Here is a 25526-nt window from a genome sequence, read left to right as displayed (position 1 = left end):
CGTCGGCCGGTTTCCCGCCCGACGCATCGCGGGTCAGTTCTGACCCGTGGGCCGCATGCGTGCGCGCAACGCCCGGCGCGCGGCCATCATGTCGCCCGCCGCCACCGCCGGGGCCGGTTGGCCGGTTTCCGGTCCGGGTGCCGGTGCAGCGATGACGGGGGCGACTGTCGCCGTCCGTGCGCCGCCCAGATGTGTCGCAAGATCGCGCAGCACGGGGAACCGAAAGATGTCCGTGATCGAACTGCGGGTTACCGCAAGTTCGTCCCGGATGGTCCGATGCAGCTGCACCGCCAGCAGTGAATGCCCCCCCAGCTGGAAGAAGTTGTCGTCCTCACGGACCTCCGGCAGGCCCAGGATGCGCGCCATGATCTCGCCGATCCGCGATTGCAGGTCCTGGACCTCTGGCATCGACGTGGCAACCGGCGCGGCAGGTGCGGTCCTGGCGACCGGCGGCGTTGCAACCCGGACCGGTGGCGTGGCGTCTGTCGCCGCCAGGGCCTTGCGGTCGATCTTGCGGTTGGGTGTCAACGGCATTTCCGGCAGGACATGGATTTGCAGCGGCACCATGAAATCGGGCAACTCGCGTGACAGTGCTGCGCGCAAGGCCGCACCGTCCAGCGCCTCTCCGGTGGCATAGCCGATCAGCTGGCGGTCGCCCGGCCCCTGACCCTTGGCCACGACGGCGACGTCGCGGACACCGGGCAGACGGGCAAGGCGGGTTTCGATCTCTCCCAGTTCGATCCGATAGCCGCGCAGTTTGACCTGCTGGTCGATGCGACCCAGAAACCGCAGGCGTCCGGTGCTGTCGCGCCGGCACAGATCGCCGGTGCGGTACAGCCGTCCCTGCGCGGTCTGAGGAAAGGCCGCATCGGTCTGTGCCTGACGGTTCCAGTAACCGCGCGTGACACCCGCCCCGCCGATCCACAATTCACCCGCAACGCCGTCGGCCACCGCCTCTCCCTGCGGATCGCGCAGGTGCAGGCTGGTCGCGGCGATAGGATCGCCCAGCCAGACGTCGTCGGCCTGCGTCCCCAAATCGGCGACCGCGGACCAGATCGTCGTCTCGGTCGGGCCGTACATGTTCAGCACGCGCGCAGCCCCGTTGCCCCGCAGATCGGCCAGCAGGCCTTGGCTCAGCGCCTCTCCCCCCAGGGCGATCGTCTTCAGCCCTGCCATCGCTGCGCGTGACGGCGCGTCCTCCAGCAGCAGGCGCGCCATCGACGGGGTGGCCTGCAGATGCGTGACCTGATGACGCGTGATCTGGGCCGCGATGCCGTAATCGGCAACCTCTGTCACGACCGGGTTCACGCGGTCATGCAGCACCGCCAGATGCCGCAGGCTGTCCAGAACCATCGACGGTGCGATGCCAAAATCGATCAGGCACGCGATCTCGGTCACGCCGATCCTGCGCAGGGCCGCGATCCGCGCTTCGGCGTCATCCACCGTCCCGAACAGGCCGCTGTCGTTGAAATAGCGCAGGAAGGCGAAATCCAGAATGCCCTCCATCTCGTCCGCGTCCAGGTTGGACAGGTCCAGCGACATGGCGTCCGTCACGCCCGCGGGCTTTTTGAACGCGGGGAACGCCCAGGCATATTGCTTGACCAGCGCGGCAGCCGCGCGAAGGTAGTCCTTCATCGGTTCGCGGGCGACCTCCATCGCGGCCTCGCGCGTGTCGGCCAGATAGCTGTGCAGCATCAGCGTGACGGTGAAATCGGCCGGGTCGTGTCCCGCCCCCCGCAGGGCCGCGTGATATTCAGGAATGCGCGCGGCAATGTCGTCCATGCTCTGCCCCAGAAGATGGGTCAGGACGTTCGCGCCAAGCCGCCCGGCCTCGCGCCAGGTTTCGGGGTTTCCGGCGGTGGTCACCCAGATCGGCAGTTCGGCCGACACCGGCCGGGGTTGGGTCACGACCGCAAACGGGGTGCCGTCGGCACGCGGAAATTCCACCGCCTCGCCGCGCCACAGCCGTCGGACCTGGTCGATCGTCTGCAACATCGCGGGCTTGTTGGCGGGGGGCGTGTTTTGGGGGCGCAGCACGAAATCGTCCGGCTGCCAGCCCGATGCCACCGCGATACCGCTGCATCCGTTGGTCAGGTTGTCGATGACCGCCCATTCCTCGGCGATGCGGGCGGGGTGGTGCAGGGGGCCCACGCATGACCCTGCGCGCACCGCTATGTTCTGCGTAACCGCCGCCACAGCCGCCCCGGTGACCGAAGGGTTGGGATAGGGGCCGCCGAACGCATGGAAATGCCGCTCTGGCGTCCAGACGGCGACAAAGCCATGCCGGTCGGCAAATTTCGCGCCCTCCAGCAGCAGTTCGTATTTCTTGGGGCCCGCGCCGTCGTCATTGCCCCAATAGTACAACGACATCTGCATGCCCTGACGGCTGCCGGTCGCGGGCTCTGTCGCAGCAGCGGCGGCGCCCAGCAGGTCGCCCGCAACCACGACCTTCCAGCCGCGCGTCAGCGTCCAGAAGATCTCCAGCACAGAGATGTCGAACGACAGGCTGGTGACCGCCAGCCATGTGCCCGGTTCGGGCGAGGCCAGCGACCGGTCCATTCCGGCAAAGAAGTTCACCACGTTGCGGTGTTCGACCATGACCCCCTTGGGCGTCCCGGTCGAGCCGGAGGTATAGATCAGATAGGCCAGATCCTGCGCTGATGCGGGCTGCGGGTCGGCCTCTAGACCCTTGGCGTCCAGCGGCAGCACACGTGCCTGATGCGCGGGCAGGCGCGACAGGATCGCGGGGTCGACCACGACCACGGGCGCGCCACTGTCGGCGATATAATGCTGCAGCCGGTCCGCCGGATAGTCGGGGTCCAGCGGCACATAGGCGCCGCCCGCCTTGAGGATCGCCAGCGCGCCGACGACCAGTCCCAGCCCGCGGGGTGCAAACAGGCCCACGGGCACGCCCGGTCCGACGCCCATCGCCGCCAGCTGTCGTGCCAGATGGGTCGCGCGCTGGTCCAACTGGGCATAGCTCAGCCGTTCTCCGCGAAAGATCAGCGCGTCGGCCTCGGGTCGCCGCGCGACCTGCGCCGCAAAGGCGTCCTGGATCGTCGCGGGTGCGTCGGGGCCTGCATCGCGGTCGTCGCGGGCCACGGTCGCCGCGTCATGGTCCGACAGGGTCGGAGCCTTGTCCAGCGGCAGGGACGGATCGGCAGCGGCCAAAGCCTCGGTGACGTTGGCAATGGCACGCCATGCGGCCTGCGACAGGCGCGCGCGGTCCCACCAGACCTGCACCCGGGACTGGTCTGCGTCCGCCAACGCCACGCAGATTGCGGCCCCGGTCGGCGCATCCTGCGGCCCTGCGGCCAGGATCAGGCCGGGGGTGCCCGGACGCCCCAGTTCCGGTGCGCGCGCGATCAGGTCGGCCTGTACCGGTGCGCGGTCCAGCAATGCGCCACGGTCGCGATCCAGCGTCGCCGCCAACGATTCCAGCGTCTGGTCGTCAGCATCGACGGTCAGCGGACGATAGCCCAGCATGTGATCACGCACGCTGTCCGGCAGATGCGGCGCCAGCCCGATGTCAAAGGTGGTCGATCCCGTCATTCGCACCAGCGCGCCCACCATCGCGGCCAGGATCATTGCGGCGGGCAGCGGACGTGCCAGCGTCAGACCATCCGCCTGCCAATCCGGAGGGGCGTCCGACAGCGCGGCCTCGGGGACGGCCACGGGGGCAAGGCGCGCCATGCGTTTGCGCCAGAACGGCTCGTCACGGGCCGCGGCGCGGATAGCTGCGTCCAATGTCGGATCGGTGAGGCCAGTCGGCAGGTGGTCCCCCACCGAGAGGCCATGCGCCGCCGCCTGTCCATCTGTGCCGTGCAGATCGGACAGACGCAGCGCGCCGCCCTGCGCCGTGGCGACAACGATGGCGTGTTCCCCGACCTGCAACACCTGTCCGGGCTGGGCCGACGGATTGCCGGGGGCAGGTTCCGCGCCGCCCACCAGCAGAATGCCGCGTTCCGTGCGCAGCCGCGGGCGCAGCATCGGATTCCAGTAGGGGCCGTGATCCAGCGCGCGGACCAGCCGCGCCAGGCCGTTCGCGTCCTGCGCCAGGTCCAGCGTCGCCGTACCGGCCGGGCGGTCGATCCGCATGTGCCGTTTCAGTGGCGCGTGCGGTTGCACCGACCCCTGGTCGTCGCCACGTTCCAGCATGTCGATCAGGGTGGGCAGGCTGCTCAGCGCGGCCTCCCAGCAACGGGCGTTCAGGGTCAGGGCGGTATCGTCGGACGCGATCTGCACCGGTACGCGCAGCAGGACCGGACCTTCGTCCACACCGCCGCCGATGCGGTGCCAGGTGATCGCGTGGCTGTCGGCGCCATCCAGCAGCGCCCAGATCGGGGCGTTCAGTCCCGCCCGTTCCGGCAGCGGGCCGTCGTGGAAATTGATCGCCCCCCGCTGAGCGAGGGCCAGCGTCTGTGCCGGAATGACCGTCAGGTTCGCCACGCTGAGAATATAGTCGCATTCCACAACCGGGCCCACCGGCAGGCCCTGTGCCCGCGCCGCCGCGGCCAGGGCCGGATCCTCGACCGTGAACGAGCGCAGGATATGGCCGCGCCCGATAAGGGTCCGCGCCGCCTCCAGCGCAAGCGAGGCGTTTCCGATCAGTGCGAAATCAAGCTGGGTCAAGGTCTGTCTCCGGGTCGGAAAATCTGGCGGGGTCGACTTGGGGCCAGCGCGTGGCGGATCAGCGCGCGCGCCTGCCCCCTGGGCAAGGTCTGGTCGTCACGTCCAAGCGCGCGCAGGCGTCGGATCGTCAGGCCCGCCAGATGGGCCAGCATTGCCACGACTGCATAGGGGCGCCCGTGGTTCTTGCGATAGTAATGTTCGCGCGAGGCGAACCAGTAGTCAGGCGGCAGGGTCCATTCCCGCATGCCGGTGCTGACCGATCCGATGTGCATCACGGAGGCGTCGGGCAAGTAATGCGTGGGCCAGCCCGCCTTCGCCGCGCGCAGGCACAGGTCCGTTTCCTCGAAATACAGGAAATACGCCTCGTCAAAGCCGCCGATCGAATTCAGGACATCGCTGCGGATCATCAGGGCGGCACCTGCGGCCCAATCCACCGGTGCCGCGACCGGCGGCATCGGCAATGTCACGACATGGCGCGCCAGCAGGCGCGAAATCGGCCCGGTCCGGGCCGCATCCTCCAGTTCGCCGGCCGCTGAGGGAAAGCGGAAATGGGTGGTGTGATGATTGCCGTGTTCACCCAGAACGCGACATCCCAACAACCCGATATCAGGATGTGTCAGCATGTGCGTCCGCATGCGTGCGATCGTATCCGGCTCCAGGAACGCGTCCGAATTCACGAACAGAACCAGATCGCAGGGCCGGTCCGGGGGCACGCGCAGCGCCGCGTTGTTGCCGGCACCGAAGCCGCCGTTATGGCCCGATTGCAACACCCGCAGGCGACCGCCCTCAGTCCAGCCGCGATCCGCCGCGTGCTGGCTCATCTCTTCAAAGCTGCCGTCGCCGGAGTCGTTGTCGACCAAGGAAACAACGCCGTCGATCCCATCCATCGCGGTGATGGCGGCTTTGGCCGCGCGCAGCGACATCTGGGCACTGCGCCAGTTCAGAATGATGACGTGCACGGTACCAACGCTCATTCTGCGGCCCTCCGGACCATCGTCTTGTCGCTCTGCGCCAGATCCTTGCGCATCCAGTCGGCCAGGACCCTGACGCAGGGCTCCAGCACCATCGAATCGTGATCGCCGGGCACCTCGACCACGGACAGATCAGGCATCCACGGCGACCAAAGGTTGTCTTCGAACACATATTCACGGGCAGTGCTGACATGCATTCCGCCCGACACCGTGAACTGCCGGTCCAGCCGCGGTCGGTACAGGGTCACCGGGCCGTTCCAGACCTGCATGTCGAACTGCGGCAGCGCGCCCAGAAATGCCGTATGGATCGCGGCGTTATGGAAACCCGCGGAATCGGCCTGCGGCACCTGCTGGCGGCGCGCGCGTTCATAGGCCATCCGTTCGCGCAACCAGCGCGAGGCAAAGCCCGGACCTTCACGCCGGATTTCGGCCATGCGGATCATCAGGCGGTCCTTGCGGGACAGGGTCGGGCGCATGGGCACGGGCGTGTCCAGCATGACCAGTCGCGCAATGTGTTCGTCGCCCGCCTGCAACTGACGCGCGATCTCCAGCGCGGTCAGGCCGCCGCCGGAAAAGCCCGCGACCAGATAGGGCCCCTGCGGCTGGATCTGACGGATCTCCTCGATGCAGCTGGCGGCGGCCTCGGCCAGGGTCCGGTGCGGGTCGGCGTCGCCGAACAGGCCGCGGGCCTGCAGGCCCCAGACCGGACGATCGGGCGACAGGCGCTGTGCCAGCGCCCGCAGGTTCAGCACGTTGCCGAACATGCCCGCGACGATGAACAGCGGCGTGCCACCCCCGGCGGCGCCCTGGCTCATCGGGACCAGATGGGTGAAGCTGGCCGTCTGTGCCAGCGGCACGACCTGGCCGGGGGTCGCGTCGGTGCGCGGTCCGATCCGTGCCTCTATCAGGGCCGCCAGGGCCGCCACGTTCGGGGCCTCGAACAACGTCGCCAGCGGCAGATCAACCGTATAGGCTTTGCGGATCATCGCGAACAGCCGCACCGCAATCAGCGAATGGCCGCCAAGGTCAAAGAACCCGTCGTCGACACCCACCTGCTGCACGCCCAGCAGATCGCGAAAGAACCCCGCGATGCTGCGTTCCAGATCGGTCCGCGGTTCGACATAGTCGCTGTCCAGATCCGGACGCTCGAAACTCGTGCTGGCACCGGCGGCGCGCGCGCGGCTGTTGCGGGTCTCGTGCGCGATCAGCTGCGGCAGGTCCATGCTGGAGATGGCGATCTGTGGCAGCCCGGCCCGCAGCGCCAGTTCCAGCAGCACGGCTCCGCGTGCGGGCGGAATGCCCTGCGCGACCATGCGCGCCAACCGTTCCTGTCCAGGCCGTGCGGGTTGCGCCATGTCGGGCCCACGCATCGCCAGCCGCAGCGCCGGGGCGGCGTCCAGACGGCGCAGGGTCAGCCCCTGAACCTCGACCAGGATGCGGCCCTGCGGATCGGTCAGCGTCACGTCAAAGCTGGCATAGCCGTCCGACGCATTGGCCAGCGTGACAAGGCTGGCAACGGCGGCGGGCAGCGGTGCGTGCATGGTCAGCGCCCGATAGGACAGTGGCACCCACAGCTGCGCCCGGTCATAGCCGGGGATCAGGTCCATCGCCCAGCCTGTCGCGATGTCCATCAACGCAGGGTGCAACACGAAACCGCGCTCCAGATCCGCCAGCGCCGCATCGGGCAGCCGCAGCTGCGCCAGACCCTGTCCATCGCCCATCCACGTGGCCTGCAGAACGCGCCAGCGCGGGCCAAAGGCCATCTGGCCCTCCTGCGCGGATTCCAGGGCATGGCCGATGGGCGCACGGTCGACCCGCATCCGCGCCGTCAGCGCCAGCAGGTCCAGCGGTGCGCGCGCGGGTTCGGCGGTGGTGACGCTGGCCTCGGCCACGGCGACCGGACCTTGGCCGAAATCGGCCTCGACCAGGAAAGCGGTGCTTTCCTGCCCCGGCGTCAGGGTCACGCGGAAATCGCGGGTACCGCCATCCTCGACCGTCAGCGGGTCCAGGAAGGTCAGATCGCGCAGGGCCCAGGGTGCCTTGCGCCCCGCCGCCTGCAGCGCCTGCGCCGCCAGTTCGATGGTACCGGTGCCGGGCATCAGGGCCACGCCGTCGCGGGTGCGGTGTTCGGCGATGATCCAGTCCGTCGCCGACAGTTTGCCGCCAAAGCGGTCAACCGCGTCCTGACGCGTATGCGTCGACAGCAGCGGCTGATCGACGGGCACCGGTGCAGGTTCGTCGCGCCGCCCCGACAGTGCATCGGCGGCCATGCCGATATCGGCCCAGATCCCCCAGTTCAGCGAGACGACCTGACCAAAGGCGGCAATGCCGGCCCCGGCGACGGCATTCAGGTATTCGTTGGCCGCGACGTAATCGACCTGTCCGGTCGCTGCGATCTCTGTCGAGGTCGACGAGAACAGCACGGTGCGCTGAACCGGATGCGCGGCCAGAACCATCGCCAGGTTGCGGGTGCCGTGAACCTTGGGGGCCAGCACGTCCTCTATTCCGGCGCTGGACTTGGCCAGCATCGGCGCATCGTCGACGACGCCCGCGGCATGGATCAGATCGGTGATCGGCCCCAGTTTGGCGCGCAGGGCGGCCACGGCGCGTGACAGCGCCTCGGCATCGGTGACGTCCGCAGCCTCGACCGCGATGGTCGCACCACCCGCGCGCAGGTCGCGCAGTGCCGTCATCTGACGGGCCTGACGATGGGCGGGATCGGCCGCGATACGGGCGTCCCATTCGTCTTCGGGCGGCAGCGGACGGCGCGTCAGCAACGCCACCGCCGCGCCCTGCGCGCTGATATGGCGCGCCAGGGTCAGCGCGATGCCGCCCAGGCCGCCTGTGATCAGCACCACCCGTCCCGGACCGAATGTCGGTGCGGCGTCCGGTTCGGGCAGCGTCGCAGGCACCAGGTGGCGCGCCAGGCGCCGCCCGTCACGCCATGCGGCGCGCGCCGGGGGGGCGGGGTCCAGCAGATCCTCGACCAGACGATGGGCCAGCGCGGTCTGATCGCCGCGCGTCTGCACGTCGATGCTGCGCGCCGACAGCCACGGGAATTCGCGCAGGCCCACGGCCAGCGGCCCCAGGATGGTGGCCTTTTCCGGTGCGCCTATCCGTTCGGTTCCCACGCGCGCCGCGTCCGATGTGACGGCGACGAAATCGACCTCTTGTCCGCCGCCTTCGTTGGCCAGCGCGCGGATCAGGTGCAGCGCGGTGTTGAAACCCTGTTCCAGATGCCGGTGAAACGCGCTGAAGCCCGCCCGCGCGCCCTGGCGACCGGCATCGGGCACCAGCCAGAAACTGACGATCCGCTGCGGCAACCGGTTCTGCGCCACCAGCGCGGCGATCAACAATTCGAAATCGGACGCGCCGTTTTCGGGCGCGACGATGAAATCGGATTCGCCCGTCTGCGCAAAGCAATCGCCCGGGCGCAGCCAGATCACCTCGTTCCCGGCATCGCGCAGTTGCGCGCCAACACGTTCGGCAAGGCCCGTCTCGTCCGCCAGGATCAGCCAGCGTTCGGGCGCGCCCTGTGGCCGGCCATCGGCACCCAGTTCGATGTCGGGCGCGGACAGCCGCCAGGACGGGCGCCATGCCCAGCCTTGCGATTCCGGGATGGCCAGCGGCGCATCGTCGGTCGTGGCATAGGATGCGTCGGACGATGCCGGTTCGATGAAATAGCGTTTGGTCTGAAAGACATAGCCTGGCAGGGGCACACGGCGGCGACCCTCTCCCCAGATGGGCGACCAGTCCAGGGCCAGACCCGCTGCGGACAGCCGCGCGAATGCGTTCAGGAAGAATGCATCGTCGTCGATCGCATGGTCGGGATGGCGCAGCGTGCTGACCACCCGGTCGGGCAATGCGCCATTGGCCTGTGCCAGCGCCGACATGGCGCGGCCGGGGCCGACCTCGACGAACAGGCGGGCGGGATCTTCGCGCAGCGTGGCGATGCAGCCCGCAAAATCGACATGGTGGCGCAGGTGGTCGACCCAGTACCGCGGATCGGTGGCCTGTGCGTCGGTCATCCAGGTGCCGGTGCGGTTCGACAGGATCGGGATGCGCGGCGCTGACAGCGGAATGCTGCGCAGGAACGCCTCGAATTCCGGCAGGATCGGTTCCAGCATCCGCGAATGGGCGGCGATGTCGATCGCGACGCGCTGACAGTCGATGCCGCGCGCGACCAGCGCCGCCTGCAGCGCGTCGATCGGGTCGCGGGGGCCCGACACCACGGACAGGCCGGGCGCGTTGTCGCAGGCCAGGTCCAGATCACCGCCCGCCTCGGCCATCAGCTCTGCCGCCGGCAGGGGCACGCTGAGCATGCCGCCAGGCGCGATGCGGTCGAACAGGCGTCCGCGCAGTTCCACCAGCGCGATGCAGTCGTCGAACCCGATCACCCCGGCCAGGCAGGCGGCGGTGTTCTCTCCCATCGAATGACCGGCCAGGGCCTGCGGGACTGCGCCCCAGCTGATCCACAGCTGCGCCAGCGCGTATTCGACGATCATGATCAGCGGCAGTTGGACCGAAGGGCGGTTCAACGCCTCGGTCGCGGCCTGTTCCTGACCCGGTTCGGGCAGCCACAGCGCGCGCGGGTCGCGGTCGGTCAGACGTTCCAGCACGGCCAGACCGCGGTCCATCCATTCGCGGAAGACGGGTTCGGTCTCGTACAGGCCACGGGCCATGTGGATCGATTGCGCACCGCCGCCGGGGAACAGAAAGGCGGGCTTGGGTGCGGCCGACATCCTGTCGTGGTTGAAGACGCGGCGCGTGTTGCCGCTCTCCAGCAACTCCGCCGCCTCGGTCGCGTCAGCGGCGACCAGCACGCGGCGCTTGTCGAACAGCTTGCGCCCCTGTTGCAGGGTGAAACCGACATCGGCCAGATCGGCATCGGGATGCGTGCGCAGCCATGCGGCCAGCGCCGCCGCGTTGGCGTCCAGCGCGGCGCGGGTGCGGCCTGACACGATCAGCGGCTGGACCGGCCAGTCGGATGGTTCGGACGCAGGGGCAGGGGGGGCCTCCTCGACCACGACATGCGCATTGGTGCCGCCCACGCCAAGCGAGTTGACCGCCGCCCGGGCCGGACGACCCGGATGCGCGGGCCATGGTTCGCGCATGGCCACGACGTGGAAGGGGGTGGAATCGAAATCGATGACCGGGTTCGGGGCCTCGTATCCCAGGCTGGGCGGGATTTCGCGGTGGTGCAGCGACAGCGCGACCTTGATCAGGCCGGCGGTGCCCGCGGCGGTGTCGGTATGGCCGATATTGGTCTTGACCGAACCGATGCCGGTCCGACCGCCGCCCTGACCCTGGGCAAAGGCCTCGGCCAGGGCCGCAACCTCGATCGGGTCGCCTAGGCTGGTGCCCGTGCCGTGGCATTCGACGTAATCGATGGTCGATGGGTCGACCCCCGCGATCAGATGCGCCTCGGCCATGGCCGCCGCCTGCCCCTCGACCGAGGGGGCCAGATAGCCAGCCTTGGCCGCGCCGTCGTTGTTGATCGCGCTGCCCCGGATCACCGCCCAGATATGGTCGCCATCCGCGATTGCATCCGACAGGCGGCGCAACAGCACGACCGCCGCACCGCTGCCAAAGACGGTACCCTGACTGCGGTGATCGAACGCCCGGCAATGGCCGTCCGGCGACAGAATTTCGTTCGGCTTGTAGATATAACCGCGTCCCTGCGGCAGCTCGATCGTGACACCCCCGGCAAGGGCCGCGTCACAATCGCCCGACAGCAGCGCCTGGCACGCCGAATGGACCGCCACCAGCGATGTGGAACACGCCGTCTGCACCGACACGCTTGGGCCGCGCAGGTCAAAGATGTGGCTGACGCGGGTGGACAGGAAATCCTTGTCGTTGCCGGTGTGGCGCAGCAGGAACATGCCCGTTTCCTCGACCAGGTCGCGGTTCGAGCAGATGTTGACTGAAAAATAGCTGCCCATCCCGCAGCCGGCCCAGACCCCGACCGCGCCCAGGCTGTCGGGCCGGTGCCCGGCATGGTCCAGCGCATGCCAACAGGTTTCCAGAAACTTGCGATGCTGCGGGTCCATGACCGCCGCGTCCTTGGGGCTGAGGCCAAAGAATTCAGCATCGAAATGATCAAACCCATCCAGGCGGGCGGCGAACGGGACATAATCCGGATGGCGGATACGCGATTCTGATTCGCCGGCTGCCCGCAGGTCCTCTGCCGACAGCGGAATGATCGATTCGACCCCATCGCGCAGATTGTTCCAATATTGCCCAGGATCGGATGCGCCAGGAAGGTCGACACCAAAGCCCACGATGGCAATGTCACGCATGTTGGTCGGCGTATCGGTCAAGCCCGTCTTCCTTGTACTTCCGCACGGCAACCCTGCGCAGGGCAGAGGCAGCAGTCCATCACTGAAACCTTACAATCGGATGATTATCAAAGCTGACGGGATGTTGCATTGGTATTTACACTAATTCCTGTGGATTCACGTCAACGTTCCCCTTAAGCGTGACGTTCAAGCTGGGAGAGGACATGGGCAACAGTCTGTCGCTGATCATGTTGGCAGCATGGCCGGCCTTTGCGGCGCTGCTGTTCTCGCGGCTGACGCCCCGTCAGGCACTGATCTGGGTGCCGCTGTTGGGGTATATGCTTTTGCCGCCGGTGGTTGGCATCGACCTGCCGATCGTGCCGTCGCTGGACAAACACTCGATCCCGGCGCTGTCGGCCATGCTGGGGGCGGTGATTTTTCGTGACCGGTTTCCGGTGCCGTGGATCCGGCCCGAGGGTTGGATCGTCGCCCTGACCGCGCTGGCGCTGGTCACCCCGATGCTGACGATGGCCACGAACCCCGAACCCCTGATCGAAGGGATCACCTATCGCCCCGGCCTTGGACTGTTCGATGCGTTGAACGGCACCATCAACACGGCATTCACGCTGGTGCCTTTCCTGCTGGGGTACCTGGTGCTGTCATCGACAGATGGTGTCCGGGCGTGGATGGTGGCGCTGACGGTGGGGACGCTGGCCTATTCGCTGCCGATGCTGCTGGAGATCAGGGTCAGCCCGCAGCTGAATGTCTGGATCTACGGTTTCTTTGCCCATGATTTCAGTCAGACGATTCGTTATGGCGGCTTTCGGCCAATGGTGTTTCTGGAACACGGGCTGTGGGTCGCAATCCTGGTCGTGACCGCCGTGATCTGCGCCGCCGTTGCGCTGCGCGACGGCAACCGACAGGCGCGGATGCGCAACATCGCCGTGCTGGCCTATCTGATGGTGGTGCTGGTGCTGTGCAAAAGCGCGGCCTCGATCATCTACGGGATGCTTCTTGTCCCGATGGTCCTGCTGACCTCGCCGCGGCTGCAGGTCCGGATCGCCGCGGTGCTGGCGGCGGTGGTGATGCTCTATCCGCTGGCGTTGTGGCTGGGCGTGATGCCCACCGATGCCATCCGCGACTTTGCCCTGTCGATGGACGCCGAACGCGGCCGGTCGCTGGAATTCCGCTTCATGAACGAACAGGTGCTGCTGGACCGTGCATCGCAAAAGCCGCTGGCCGGCTGGGGCGGATGGGGACGCAATCTGGAGATCGACCCCGTATCGGGACAGTTCACCAGTGTCAGCGACGGGTATTGGGTTGTCGTGATGACCATCAGCGGCATCGCGGGATACCTGTCGATCTTTGGTCTGCTGTGCGGTTCGGTGATCCGGTTGTGGGCGGCGGCACGGTCAGGCGCGGTCAGCCGCTGGACCGGCGGTCTGGCCCTGATCATGGCGGCCAGCCTGGTCGACCTCATTCCGAACGCAACGGTCACGCCCCTGACCTGGATCAGTGCAGGGGCGTTGGCCGGGCTTGCAGCGCGGGGCATGCCGGCCTCTGCCAAGAGCACCGTCGCGTCCCAACCCGCCAGTCGTGCGATGAAGACGGTGATCGGATGATCGCCCCGGCTCATGCGCATCGTGGGGCAATGGCGTCTTTGTCGACGCCGTGGCCGCATTGCCCGTTTCCTGTCGCATCCCACAGATTTGAGATCTCATGGACGATATCATGACCAAATCCTGGGACGTCATCATTGTCGGCGCCGGTCTTGGCGGTGGCCTGTGCGGCCGTGCCCTAGCCGAGGCAGGCCTGTCGGTGCTCTTCGTGGAAAAAGGTTCCAGCAGCCCACGTCTGGCTGAAAACGGTCAGGAATGTGGCTATGATGATCCTTTTGCGCGTCAGATGTTCGGGTGCTGGCCAGTCCCGGTGGAATCGACCGTCGACGGCGCCACCTCTGTCGGGTGGGGCGCGCAGGGTGTCGGTGTCGGTGGCACGTCCGTGTTCTATGCCGCAGCGATGGAACAGCCTGAACGCCATGATTTGGAATCCCTCCCTGATCTGCCGCATCCGACCGGCGGTTGGCCCGTAGGATACGACGAATTCGCACCGTGGTATGACCGTGCCCGCGACGTGATGGCCGTGAATGGCAGCCAGGACCCGTTGGGTGCACCTGCGGCCCCCTTGGCCGCCCCCCGACCCCTTGCCGCGCGCGACGAGGCCTTGGGCCAGGCGCTGACCCAGGTGGGCCTGCACCCCTATCGCGCGCATCTGGGCATCCGCCAGCTGGAGGGGTGTCGCGAATGCATCGGCCGCAAATGCCCCCACGACTGCAAGATGGACGGCCGGTCTGCCGGAGTGCTGCCTGCGCTGGCCACCGGTCGCGCCGCCGTGCTGGAGGGTGCCGACGCGCTGTCGTTGCAGGGTGACGCCGGAACCGTCACTCACCTGCGCGTGCGCCGCGACGGGGTAGAGCATCTGCTGTCCGCGCGGGCCTTTGTCCTTGCCGGGGGCAGCCTGTCGTCGCCGCGGCTGATGCTGGCCTCGGCGACCGACTATTGGCCGGACGGTTGTGGTAATTCCAGCGGTCTGGTGGGGCGGGGGCTGATGTTCCACATCAATGAACGTATCGCCATCTGGCCACCACGCAACGCACCCGCCAGCGCACCGGGGCCGCTCAAGACGTTCTCGCTGCGCGATCTTTACCGTGACGGGCCGGATCGGATGGGCCTGTTTCAGTCCCTTGGCTTACCTGCTGATTATGGCAATATCCTCTATGTGCTGCGCCAGCGCTATCTGGCGTCGCCCCTGCGTCGCCTGCGCATCGGGTACGAACTGTTGCGCCTGCCCGCGCTGACCGCGGCCAAGCTGCTGGGCGATGCGCGCGTCTTTGCAGGGATCATCGAAGATCTGCCGGACGAGGATAACCGCGTCCGCCACGACCCCGCGCGGCCAGACACGATCATCTATGAATACCGCATGTCCGACGAGTTGCTGGCCCGCCGGGTGCGGTTCCGCCGGTTGCTGAAACGGCGCCTGCGCGGGGTGCGGTCGCTGTGGCTCAGCCATGCTCCCGAACTGAACATCGCCCATCCCTGCGGTACGCTGCGCTTTTCGGACGATCCGCGGCGGGGTGTGTTGGACCGTGACTGCAAGGCGCATGACCTGGACAACCTGTTTGTCGCCGATGCCAGCTTCATGCCCAGTTCGACCGGGGTGAACCCGGGCATGACCATCGTGGCGAACGCCCTGCGCGTGGCCGATGCGATGGCGCGACGCCTGAAGGGCGCGCCATGACCCCGGTCGCCGTCGTCACCGGCAGCAGCACGGGTGTGGGCCAGGCCATCGCGCGACGGCTGGCGGCACAGGGGGTCGTGGTCCGGGGCATTTCGCGCAGGGACCGCCCGGCCGAGGGCGCGTTCCAAACGGTGCAGGGGGACGTGACCGACGCGCAGGCCATGCGTGACCTTGCCCAGACTGTCGAGACAGAGGTTGGTCCGGTGACCATCCTGATCCACGCCGCCACCATCCATCACCGCCAGGATTTCCTGACTGCCCGGGCTGAGGACGTCTGCCGCCCGGTGCAGGTGAACCTGTGCGGGCGGATCAACGTCACGGCGGCGTTCCTGCCGGGTATGGTCGCGCAGGGGCGCGGCCGCATCGTCACCATTGCCCGGCCCGTGCCGCAACCACCCTTGCCCGGGAACCTGGGGTTCGCGGCGGCACAGGCCGGTGCCGATACCCTGTCACGAACCCTGGCGGTCGAGGTCGGCATCCGCCTGCCCGGCATCGTCGTGACGGAATGGGTGCCCGCCCTTGATATGGAACACGACCCCGATCTGATCGCAGGTCTGGGGGCATCGCTGGCGCTGAACGACGATCCGGCGCTGCACGGTGCGACCGTCTTGGGGGATCGGCAGATCCTGCCGGGTCGGTCCCTGCGCCGTCGCGTGCTGGACCTGCTGCTTTTGAAACCCGCCGCCCGACCCATCGTTCTGGCCCAGGAACCGACCCGCCCGAAAGAGACGACATGAAGCATATCCTGTTACCCGCCATCGCCGCCCTGGGCCTGTCCGTGCAGGCACCAGTCGCGGCCGAATCCGCGCGCGACAGCGCCCGCGTGTTCGTGTTCGGCAACAGCCTGATCCACCACCTGACCGATACGGACGAAACCACCGTCCCCCACTGGCTGGCGGTCATGGCCCGGCACGAGGGGCGGGATCTGGCGCTGGACGGGCGGTTCGGGTTTCCCCGCGAATTCGCGGCCGAACTGCCGCCGGTCGCGAACTGGGCCTTTGACGCTGTCACACCGGCATGGGACCCGGATCAACCGTTTGCCACGGCCGATTTCGACACGATCATCCTGAACCCTGAAAACTTCATCCAGTACGGCCGGGCCGACAAACGGTATCCAGGCGACAACCCAGACCGGCAGTCCCCTTATGGTGCGACCGTGACGGTGCTGGACTGGGTCGCGCAGAATACCGACGCGCCGCGGATCCTGATCTATGAAGGCTGGGCCGACCTGCACCCCTTTGCCGATGATTTCCCGCCCAAACCGGGCGAGATGGAACAGTATTACCAGCACGCGCAGGACGGCTATGCCGGCTGGTACGACGACTATGTCGCGCGTCTGGCGGGGGTGCGGCCCGATGCGGATATCAGCCTGCTGCCAGTCGGGCGCGTGATGGCCCGTCTGCTGTCGGAGAAGCCGTTGTCGGCCATCGCGCCTGACGCGCTCTATTCGGACCTGTCCCCGCACGGAACCGAAACGGTCTATCTGCTGGCCGCGATGATCACCTATGCCGACGTCTACGGCGCGCGGCCGCCGTCCGGGCTGACGCTGCCTGACACCATCGACCCCGATTTCGCCGCCGCATACGACGTGACGGCAGACAGGATCTGGGACATCATGCAGACCGGGCGGAACTGACAGCCATGCGCGCATTGATTGGATCGCTGTTCACCGGGCAGGGGCTGGCTCAAAGGGCCTTTCGCGGCTCGGCCCTGACCATGATCAGTTTCGGGGGTATCCAGGCAATCCGCTTGGCCTCGAATCTGATCCTGACCCGCCTGCTGTTCCCCGAGGTGTTCGGCCTGATGACCCTGATCATGGTCATCATCCAGGGCCTGAACAATTTCTCGGATGTCGGCATCACCCCTGCGATTCTGCAAAGCCGCAGGGGCGACGACCGGACCTTTCTGGACACGGCGTTTACCATGCAGGCCATTCGCGGGGTGATCCTGTGGTTGGGTTGCTGCGTGCTGGCGGTACCAGCGGCGTCGTTCTACGGCGTGCCCGAACTGGTCTGGTTCCTGCCCGTCGCGGGAACCACCGCGATGATCTATGGGCTGCTGCCCACCAAGATCGAGACCGCGAACCGCCACCTGAGGATGGGCCGCCTGACGATTGTCGAACTGGCCACCGCCGCGGTCACCACGATCATCACCATCGTTCTGGCATCGATCCTGGAATCTGCCTGGGCGCTGGTCATCGGATTGATTCTGGGGTCCGTGGTCAAGGTTCTGATGGTCAGCTTCTGGATGCCCGGTCCGGCCAACCGATTTCGGTGGGACCCGGATTGCGTGGCCGAACTGGTCCGTTTTGGCAAGTGGATCATGCCGTCGACTGTGGTGGGCTTTGTCATCTCTCAGGGTGACAAGGCGGTTCTTGCGCGGCTGCTGACGCTGACGCAGCTGGGCATCTACAACATCGCCTTCTTTCTGGCCAGCTTTCCGCTGATGCTGGGAACGACGGTGATCTCGCGCGTGATGATCCCGCTGTATCGTACCGCATTCGAGGACCCTAGTGCAGGGCATATGCGCCGCGTGCGGATCGTGCGCGCCGTCCTGACGGGCAGCTTCATGCTGCTGCTGGCACTGCTGGCGACGTTCGGAGAGCATCTGGTCGTGGTGATGTACGATCCCCGCTATACCAGCGCGGGACCGCTGGTGACGCTGATCGCGCTGGCCAGCATCCCATCGCTGATCGGCCTCAGCTATGATCAGGCGGCCTTGGCAGGAGGGGATTCCCGCGGTTTCTTCTGGGTCACGCTGGTCCGGGCGACGCTGTTTCTTGGCCTGTTCACGCTTGGTGGTATCCAAGCGGGTATTCCCGGCGCATTGGCGGGGCAGGCACTTGCCGCGGTCCTGGCCTATCCGATGCTGGTGCGCATCGCGCGCAAGCACGGGGCATGGGACGGCCTGCATGATCTGGTCTTTGGTCTGGCTGGCATGCTTCTGGCTGCTGTGCTGCTGCTCTAGCCTGGCAGCGCTGCAACCTGGCGCAGGTGATCGATGCGACGCCTGAACTCGCTGTGGAAATCGTGGGATTGCGCGAATTTCAGCGCGCTGGCCGAGGCTTTGGCGATTGCCGCGCGATCCAGCCCCGCGATGATGCCGGCGGCCCTGTCGGGATTGCCCATCGGCATGACCCAACCGCCGCCCGACTGCCGGGCCAGTTCGGACCACATCCGGTTATCGGTGCCCAAAACCGGGACGCCGCATCCCATTGCCTCCAGATAGCTGCAGGACGGGTCGGACTGTCGGTGGGGTGCAAGGAACAGATCCGCATTCCGGCGCATCCACGGCACCAGCCCGATCGCAAAATCGATAGGCTCGTGCAACTGGACGGTCCCGTCCAACGCATGGCGGGCAAGATCGTCGATGATGGTCTGTCGCATATCCCCCGCGCCAAAGATGTCCATCCGAAATTCAACGCCGCTGTCGCGCAGGGCGATGGCGGTTGGGATCAGGTCCTGGGTCCCCTTCATCGCGATCAGGCGCCCGGCATGCACGATCCGCAGCGGTCCGCGCCACGCGGCGCGGGTCTGCATTTCAGGCGGCGTGGCCATCGTTCCACGATCTGACCGATTGTCCAGATACAGGCACATGTTTCCGTTCAGCCCACCATAGGCCTGCATGGCGGGAAAACCGTTTGCCTGTACGCCGTCCGCCGATCGCAGCGCCCGGCGCAACCGCAGTTCCTGCATCAGCAGCCATTGGACCGTCCGTGCCAGTTTCATTGGCCGGCGCGCCAGGTCCAGACGTGCAACCGCCAAACGCGTTTGCAGCGGGTATTCAATGGCATAGACCAGTCGCGCCCCGGCATCCGCGCACAGCGGCGCCAGATTCAGCTGGCGGTGATCGTCTGCGGTGCCCAGTACCACCGTTGCCCCGCGCAGATCGTCCGCGGTGATGGCGGCATTTTCGTCGATCAGCCGCAGGTCTCCGGGCAAATCAGCAGCCGTCACGGGGCTTGAAAACGGCAGCAGACCTGTTCCTTTGCGCAGGATGACCCGCGTGGGGCCGCCCCATTCGCGTGCGAACAGGTGCAGCCCGGCCACGAATTTGTCGTCCATCCACATCTGCCCGTCCCGTGTCACGACAACATGCACCGAGGGCACCATGACCAACATGCCGGTCATGACTGACGGGACCGTGCGCGCAGCGCACGCAGAGCGTGGCCCGGCAGGATCAGCGCGCCGCGGGCATAGCGTGGTCCCAACCGCCTGGGGCTCAGCGCAGCGCGCCACAGCCACTCCAGGCGTGCGGCCCGGAACAGCCGCGGTGCGCGGCGTTGCGTTCCGGTCACAAAGTCGATGCCCGCGCCCACCGACGCGAAGCCGACCTGCGGGCAGATCGTCCGCCCACGCGCGGCCAGGATTTCCTGCCGCGGTGCGCCGACGGCCAACAGGCACAGCGATGCGCCGCTGGCATTCAGGCGGTCCAGCAGGGTATCGGCCTCGGCACCGTGGGGGTCAAAGGGGAAACCGGGTGCCGCGACCAGGCTGACGGCCAGCCCGGGATGCGCGGCCGTCAGCCTGCGGGCGGCGTCCTGTCCGCCTTGCTGCGTACCGGCCAGGATGGCCACACTGCGGTCCAGCCGCGCGGCAAGCGCGCACAGCGGCTGTACCAGGTCGGATCCGGGGACCAGCGACACCTTCTGACCACCAAGCCGCGCCAGCCAGACCACCGGGTTGCCATCGGCCACGATCAGGTCGTGCTGAGCATAGGCGGCCCGGAAATCGGCATCGCTGCGCAGCTTTTCCAGATGATCGACGTTCATCGTCGCCAGCGCAAAGCCTTGGCGGGCCGCCAGCCGCGTTTCCACGATGGACAACAGCGTCTGCCGATCCGGCACGGTCAGGGCTATGCGATCGTCACCGACAGCGAATTGCATCATGGCTCCTTTACGGGTGGGGCGGTCGGGCCGGGCGGCAAAAGCGCGCGCAGATGGCCGGCAAGGACGTCGACGTTGCCCGGCTCGAGGATCGAGAGATGCGTGCCAGGCAGGTCGTGCAGCGTCCACCCTCCCGCCGCGATCGGCGCCCATCCAAGCCCCTGTCGCAGGCCCTCTGGCGAATCCCAAAAGCTGGCATCGGCGCGAAAGATGGCGACAGGGCTGTCATAGGGCTGGGGGTGGTAATGGACCACCGCGCGGACGTTGGCCTCGATCAACTGGGCCATGTCGATCGTCGGCCCATCGACGTCACTTGGCAGCAGGTCGCGCTGCTCTGGCTGGTCGTGAGGGCGGCGGTTGTGCAGTGTATCAACGATGTGGCGCAGGCCATGGCGGCGCAGTTGGCCCAGATGGGCCCGCAGCCTGGCCCATCCGCGTACGGATGGCCGACCCCCAGGCCCCGCCGCGTCCAGAACCACCAGCAAGGGCACGTCGCGTCCGGCCCGGCGCAACTGCTGCGCCAGTTCCAGCGCGAAATACGACGCCATCGATACTGCAACCAGGCAGACGGGTTGCCCCGGAAGGTGGCGGTCCAGTTCCTCGAGGTAGGTGCGGGCGACGGCCTCGACCTGAATCTCCAGCCCGTCTTCCGGGACGCCGACGGTCAGACCCAGCACCGGAAAGTCCGGACCAAGCGCATCAGAAAGCGGCCGGAACAACGCCTGTCTGCGGCCCAGCACATGCACGCCGATGATCGGCACCCGGCTGCCCATGGGCTGGGTCGAGATAAGATAGCGCGGCCTGTCGGGGGTCGTGCGCTGCAGGCGCACCAGCCCTTCGGGCGTGGGGGCCTGCATCACGTCGGCCGTATGCAGGCGCAAACCCGTGCGGGTCCGCACAAGGCTGATCAGCCGCAGCGCCAACAACGAGTCGCCCCCCAGGTCGTAGAAATCGTCATCGGGGCCAACATGCGGCAGTTCCAGCACATTGGCCATGCAATCGGCCACCGCCAGGACCTGAGGCTCCGCCTGTGCGGCGGTTGCCAAGGGACCCGCGGCAGCGGGTTTCGGCAAAAGGTCCCGCGCGATCTTTCCGTTTGTCGTGACCGGCAGATCGGTCACGGCGATCAGCCGCGGCACCATATAGGCTGGCAGCAGGTCGCGCAGGTTTCGGGTAATCCGCGCAACGTCTGTGCCGTCCTCCGTCACGACCCAACCCAAAAGGCGCGGCGGCGGCCCTTTGTCCAGATCGACATAGAACTGCACCACGCCGGGTTGCGAGGCCAGTGCGTTTTCGATCTGCCCCAGTTCGATCCGCTGGCCGCGCAGCTTGACCTGCCGATCCTCGCGGCCCAAAAACATCAGCTGTCCGTCCGCCGACCAGCGGCCAAGATCGCCGCTGCGATACAGGCGACCCTGCGCAATGTCAGGGTCTGGCAGGAATGCCTGCGCGGTGGATTGCGGGTCGTCCAGATAGCCACCGCTGACCGCGCGGCCGCCAATGACGATCTCTCCCTCGCCGCCCAGGGGAGTGGGGGTGCCGTCGGGCGCGCGTAAATGGATGCGGGCATGCCCCGCGGGACGCCCGATTGGAACCTCTGACCCTTCGGGAAGGCTGTTGCCCGTCCAAAGCGTGCTGGTCACTGTGGTTTCAGCAGGGCCATAGGCGTTGACGAACCGTACGGTCGGTGCCAGCCGCAGCCATTCGCGACAGGCGGCGGGCGGGACCCGTTCGCTGCCTGTCACCAGCAGGCGCAGGCTGGGCGGCAGGGGGCGGGGATGGTCGCGCAGGTCTGCCACCATTTGCTGCCAATAGCTGGCAGGCAGGTTCAGGACCGTCAGGTCATGGCGCGTGACCAGGTCCAGCAGCCCCTGGATCGACCCGAGGGGCGATGCATCGCGCAGCACGACATGCGCACCCGACAGCAGCGTGGGCCAGATCTCTTCCAGGGCGACATCGAAACTGGGCGTCGCGAATTGCAGGACAACGTCACGCTCGGCCAGGGCATAGGCGTCGGCGATGGCATGGGCATGCGCGCTGAGTGCAGCGTTCAGTCCACGAACCGCCTTTGGCGTTCCGGTAGAGCCGGAGGTGAAGGTTACATAGGCCAGGGTGTTAGCATTCAGTGCGGGACGCGGTGGGGCATGCGCCTGGCAGGCGTCATCGGCCAACAGGACGTTGGGCACGGACGCGGATAGCGGTGTATCCTCAGGCGCGACAATAGCCCTGACGCGGGCCTGCCGGATCAGGCCGGACAGATAATCGGGGGACTGTTCCAGATCCAGCAGCAGGAATGCCGCTCCGATCTTGAGGGTGGCCAGCATGGCCGCGATCTGCCGCACGGACCGGGGCAGGGCAATCGCGACGACGTCACCCGGACCGATCGCGCATCCGACAAGCCGGGCTGCCAACGCGTTGGCCTGATGGTCCAGGGTGGTGAAATCGACGGACAGTCCTGTCTGCGCCTCGGTCACCGCGGGTCGGCTGCCGTGACGCGCGGCGGTCGCCTCAAACGCGGATGCCAGGTCGGCAACGTCATTGGGGACCGGACGTTCGGGCCGCCCCATGGCCAGCAGGCGGTCCTGTTCGACCGCGTCCAGCATCGTCAGGCCGGACAGGGGCGTGTCGGTATCGGCCTGTCCCATCGCCTGCAGCAATGCGGCGACCTGTTGCAGGATGCGGTCCCCCATATCCTCTGGCAGACGGGCAATGCTGTACTCCAGCGATATCCGCAACGCCGCCTCGTCATGCACCGACAGCGACATCAGCGCCGTCCCCTGCTCGATCAGGCGAACGCCCGTCCAGCCACAGCCGTTCGCCGCCAACCGGGTGGCCAGCGTGCCGTGTTGGTACATCACTACCGTGTCGTATAACGCCGCGCGCCCCTTGCGACCCGACCACTGCCGGATCATCGTCTGCCGTGCATGGGCATGCGGGCGCAGTTCCAATGTCAGCGCCCGCAAGCGGTTCAGCAGATCGCCCAGGGTCGCGACGTCATCCAGGCGCACCTGAAACGGCACGGTTGCGATCAGGCATCCCGCCACGTCCTCGGCATGCCCGCGTCCCGATTCCACCAGACCGAAAGCCGCGCCCGGCCGTCCGGTCCACCGCATCAGGAGCGTTGCCCAAGCCGCCTGAACCACAGTCAGCGTCGTGACCGTGGCCGACCGTGCAAGGTGACGGATGGCGTCCGATGCTGCAATCGACAAGGTCAGGTCGGTCTGACCCATTTGGCCGTGATTCTTGGCCGGCGCCGCGGGAAAAGCGGCGGCGACGGTGTCGTCCGACAGTGCGGCGGCAAATGCCGCACGGGCCTGTGGTTCGTCCAACCCCCGGTCGCGGATCGTTTGAACAAAGCTGTGGGCCGGTGCTTCTGGTGCATTCCCGGACAGGATCCTCCACAGGTCGGTCAGCAACAGCGCGATGCCGGCGCCGTCGATCAGGGCATGATGGATGGTCAGCACCATCCGCGACTGTCCCCCACCCAGATCGCCGTATGTCACGCGCCAGCCGGGCCGATCGGCAGTGTCCACACCGGCTGTCCTGTCGGCTGTCAGAAATCGGTCAAGGACGGCATCCGACAGGTCGGCAGGGTCGATGCGCACCTCTGCTCGGTCCAGAACGCACAGCCGCAGAATGCCCGTCGTGTCGGTGACAAGCAGCGTCCGCAGCGTTTCGTGCCGCATCGCCACCTGCTGCCAGGCATCACGCAGGGCCTGTGGTTCCAAAAGCGTGGATGGCCCGTCCACAACGATCTGTTCAATATACGCGCCCGTCGACCCGACCTGGTCGCTAGCCGCCAGAAACGCCGCCTGACTGTCGGTGGCGGCGGGCAGGCTACAAAAGCCGTCGCGATCATCCGCGCTGACAGATGGTGCATGCAGCATAACCAGAATCCGTTTCGACGAAAAATTAACACAAGCCATACTGGCGCAACCACGCTACCGCAAAGAAAGAGTTGCGGCATAGCGGATTGATTGAGATTTTATTTAGATAGGTCGATGTCCGGAGTGGTTCGTCACGTGTTGCGCGTGGCCGCGAACTTCGCAGCCAGCTTTGCCGCCTCTATCGTGATGTCGTGGCGCGACAGCGCGCGGGCGCGTGCGGCGGTGCCCATTTCCGCCAGCCTGTCGCGCGGTGTACGCGCGGCGGCATCAAGCGCTGCGGCCAGATCGGTCTCGGATCCCGCAGGGATCAGCCAGCCAGTCTGGCCGTGAACCATCAGTTCCGGGATGCCTGCGATCAGCGTGGCGATGCAGGGTCGGCCCGCCGCCATCGCCTCCATCAGGGCGACGGGCAACCCTTCGGCAAAGCTGGGCATCGCCATGACATGCGCCGCTGAAAGCGCATCACGAACCCCCGCCTCGTCCAGCCAACCCGTCAGTGTGACACGCGTTTCCAGGCCATGCGCCCGAATCGCCTGTTCCAGGTCCCCGCGCAGGGGACCGTCACCCACCAGCGTCAGCTGGATCGGCGCAGAGCTGCGCGCCATCGCCTCGATCAGCAGAACCTGCCCTTTCTGTTCGGCGAAACGCCCGATGCAGACGACCCGCAAAGGGTTTTGCGCATCAGGCCCCGCTGGCAGGGGAACGGGGTTTGCAAACAGTGCGGGGTCAATCCCGCAATGCACGACCGTAATCCGGCCCCACGCGTCGAACGGCGCCCAACGTGCCAGCTGGCTGCGGCCAAAGGCACTGACCGCGACTGCAAATCGCGACTCGGCCACCTTTTCACGCAACAGCAGCGCATGGGGACCGTCAAACTCTTCGGGACCGTGAAAGGTCACGCTATAGCCGGGCGCGCCCAGCATCCGGGCATAGCGGACGACATCCGCCGAATTGGTTCCGAAATGGGCATGCAGGTGCGTCAACCCCAGTGCCCGGCAGCGATCGGCAAGAACTGCCGCCTCGGCCAGATAGATCACCTGGCGCAACGGCCCGCGGCCCGGCCCACCCTGCCGCCCGGCCGAAATCGCCCTGACCAGCGCCCGCGGGTGCCGGATCACGGCGCGAATCAACGCAACGCCCAACCCCTTGGCCCCGCGGTCCAGGACATATTCGGTGTGGTCGGCCTCGGCCTGGTCCTCGGTCGACAAGACGGGCTGTTCGTCGCGGCGCATCGCAAAGCGGATTACGGTCAGGCCTGCCGCCTCCAACGCGCGAATCTCCCGGCGGATGAAGGTTTGTGACGGACGGGGATATGTGTTGATGACATAGCCGATCCGGTCGAGGGGCAGCATCGGGTCCATGTCGGTGTCGCTCATTTTATTCGCCTTAAAGTTGATTGATTCAAATACGTTATTCGTTGCGATGGTGATCGATCCGGAACAATCTGTCGATCTCGTTTCGCAAATGAACCGATCGGTGCTATCGTGACACGGTATTTGATGAAGGGATCGGGTTCGCTTTGCTGGTTGGTATTATCGCAACATCCGCCGTGATCGGAATTATCTCAACCATCGTG

12 protein-coding genes are annotated in these 25526 nt (G+C 66.8%); 5 read left to right on the top strand and 7 right to left on the bottom strand.

The window, feature by feature from the left end:
- Positions 1 to 33 precede the first annotated feature (33 nt).
- Genes ACJJVR_RS11280 through ACJJVR_RS11270 form a run of 3 tightly spaced genes read right to left on the bottom strand, consistent with a single transcriptional unit; the run spans position 34 to position 11923 of the window.
- Complete coding sequence (locus ACJJVR_RS11280) at positions 34 to 4632, bottom strand: MupA/Atu3671 family FMN-dependent luciferase-like monooxygenase (protein ID WP_405404621.1); 4599 nt, start codon at positions 4630 to 4632, stop codon at positions 34 to 36.
- A complete protein-coding gene (locus ACJJVR_RS11275) occupies positions 4629 to 5606 on the bottom strand; it encodes a glycosyltransferase family 2 protein (protein ID WP_405404619.1) in 978 nt (325 codons plus the stop codon). The genes ACJJVR_RS11280 and ACJJVR_RS11275 overlap by 4 nt, the downstream gene beginning before the upstream one ends.
- On the bottom strand, positions 5603 to 11923 hold the full coding sequence (locus tag ACJJVR_RS11270; protein WP_405404618.1) for a type I polyketide synthase: 6321 nt from the start codon (positions 11921 to 11923) through the stop codon (positions 5603 to 5605). Before ACJJVR_RS11270 ends, ACJJVR_RS11275 begins: the two co-directional genes overlap by 4 nt.
- 158 nt (positions 11924 to 12081) lie before the next feature.
- Here ACJJVR_RS11270 and ACJJVR_RS11265 point away from each other — a divergent pair, with 158 nt between their 5' ends.
- From ACJJVR_RS11265 to ACJJVR_RS11245, 5 genes are all read left to right on the top strand, one after another.
- Complete coding sequence (locus tag ACJJVR_RS11265; protein WP_405404617.1) at positions 12082 to 13503, top strand: hypothetical protein; 1422 nt, start codon at positions 12082 to 12084, stop codon at positions 13501 to 13503.
- Between the two features lie 109 nt (positions 13504 to 13612).
- Positions 13613 to 15178: a GMC oxidoreductase gene (locus ACJJVR_RS11260; protein WP_405404615.1), complete on the top strand. Its 1566-nt coding sequence runs from the start codon at positions 13613 to 13615 to the stop codon at positions 15176 to 15178.
- Positions 15175 to 15915, top strand: a complete 741-nt coding sequence (locus tag ACJJVR_RS11255; protein WP_405404613.1) for an SDR family NAD(P)-dependent oxidoreductase — start codon at positions 15175 to 15177, stop codon at positions 15913 to 15915. The genes ACJJVR_RS11260 and ACJJVR_RS11255 overlap by 4 nt, the downstream gene beginning before the upstream one ends.
- A complete protein-coding gene (locus ACJJVR_RS11250) occupies positions 15912 to 16814 on the top strand; it encodes a hypothetical protein (protein WP_405404611.1) in 903 nt (300 codons plus the stop codon). The genes ACJJVR_RS11255 and ACJJVR_RS11250 overlap by 4 nt, the downstream gene beginning before the upstream one ends.
- A gap of 5 nt (positions 16815 to 16819) precedes the next feature.
- Complete coding sequence (locus ACJJVR_RS11245; protein ID WP_405404610.1) at positions 16820 to 18145, top strand: oligosaccharide flippase family protein; 1326 nt, start codon at positions 16820 to 16822, stop codon at positions 18143 to 18145.
- Here the strand turns inward: ACJJVR_RS11245 and ACJJVR_RS11240 are convergent.
- From ACJJVR_RS11240 to ACJJVR_RS11225, 4 genes are all read right to left on the bottom strand, one after another.
- A complete protein-coding gene (locus tag ACJJVR_RS11240; RefSeq protein ID WP_405404608.1) occupies positions 18142 to 19308 on the bottom strand; it encodes a glycosyltransferase in 1167 nt (388 codons plus the stop codon). The genes ACJJVR_RS11245 and ACJJVR_RS11240 overlap by 4 nt on opposite strands.
- Positions 19305 to 20066 carry a WecB/TagA/CpsF family glycosyltransferase gene (locus ACJJVR_RS11235; RefSeq protein ID WP_405404606.1) on the bottom strand — a complete coding sequence of 254 codons (762 nt, stop codon included), beginning with the start codon at positions 20064 to 20066 and terminating at the stop codon, positions 19305 to 19307. Before ACJJVR_RS11235 ends, ACJJVR_RS11240 begins: the two co-directional genes overlap by 4 nt.
- Complete coding sequence (locus ACJJVR_RS11230; protein WP_405404604.1) at positions 20063 to 23950, bottom strand: non-ribosomal peptide synthetase; 3888 nt, start codon at positions 23948 to 23950, stop codon at positions 20063 to 20065. The genes ACJJVR_RS11235 and ACJJVR_RS11230 overlap by 4 nt, the downstream gene beginning before the upstream one ends.
- A 131-nt stretch (positions 23951 to 24081) precedes the next feature.
- Positions 24082 to 25326, bottom strand: a complete 1245-nt coding sequence (locus tag ACJJVR_RS11225) for a glycosyltransferase family 4 protein (RefSeq protein ID WP_405404603.1) — start codon at positions 25324 to 25326, stop codon at positions 24082 to 24084.
- Between the last annotated feature and the right edge of the window lie 200 nt (positions 25327 to 25526).

The sequence above is a fragment of the Paracoccus sp. Ld10 genome (genome assembly GCF_045064235.1).
In the GTDB taxonomy this organism is placed as follows: domain Bacteria; phylum Pseudomonadota; class Alphaproteobacteria; order Rhodobacterales; family Rhodobacteraceae; genus Paracoccus.
The sequence above is the reverse complement of the archived record's forward strand: the minus strand, read 5'-3'. Positions and strand labels throughout refer to the sequence as shown.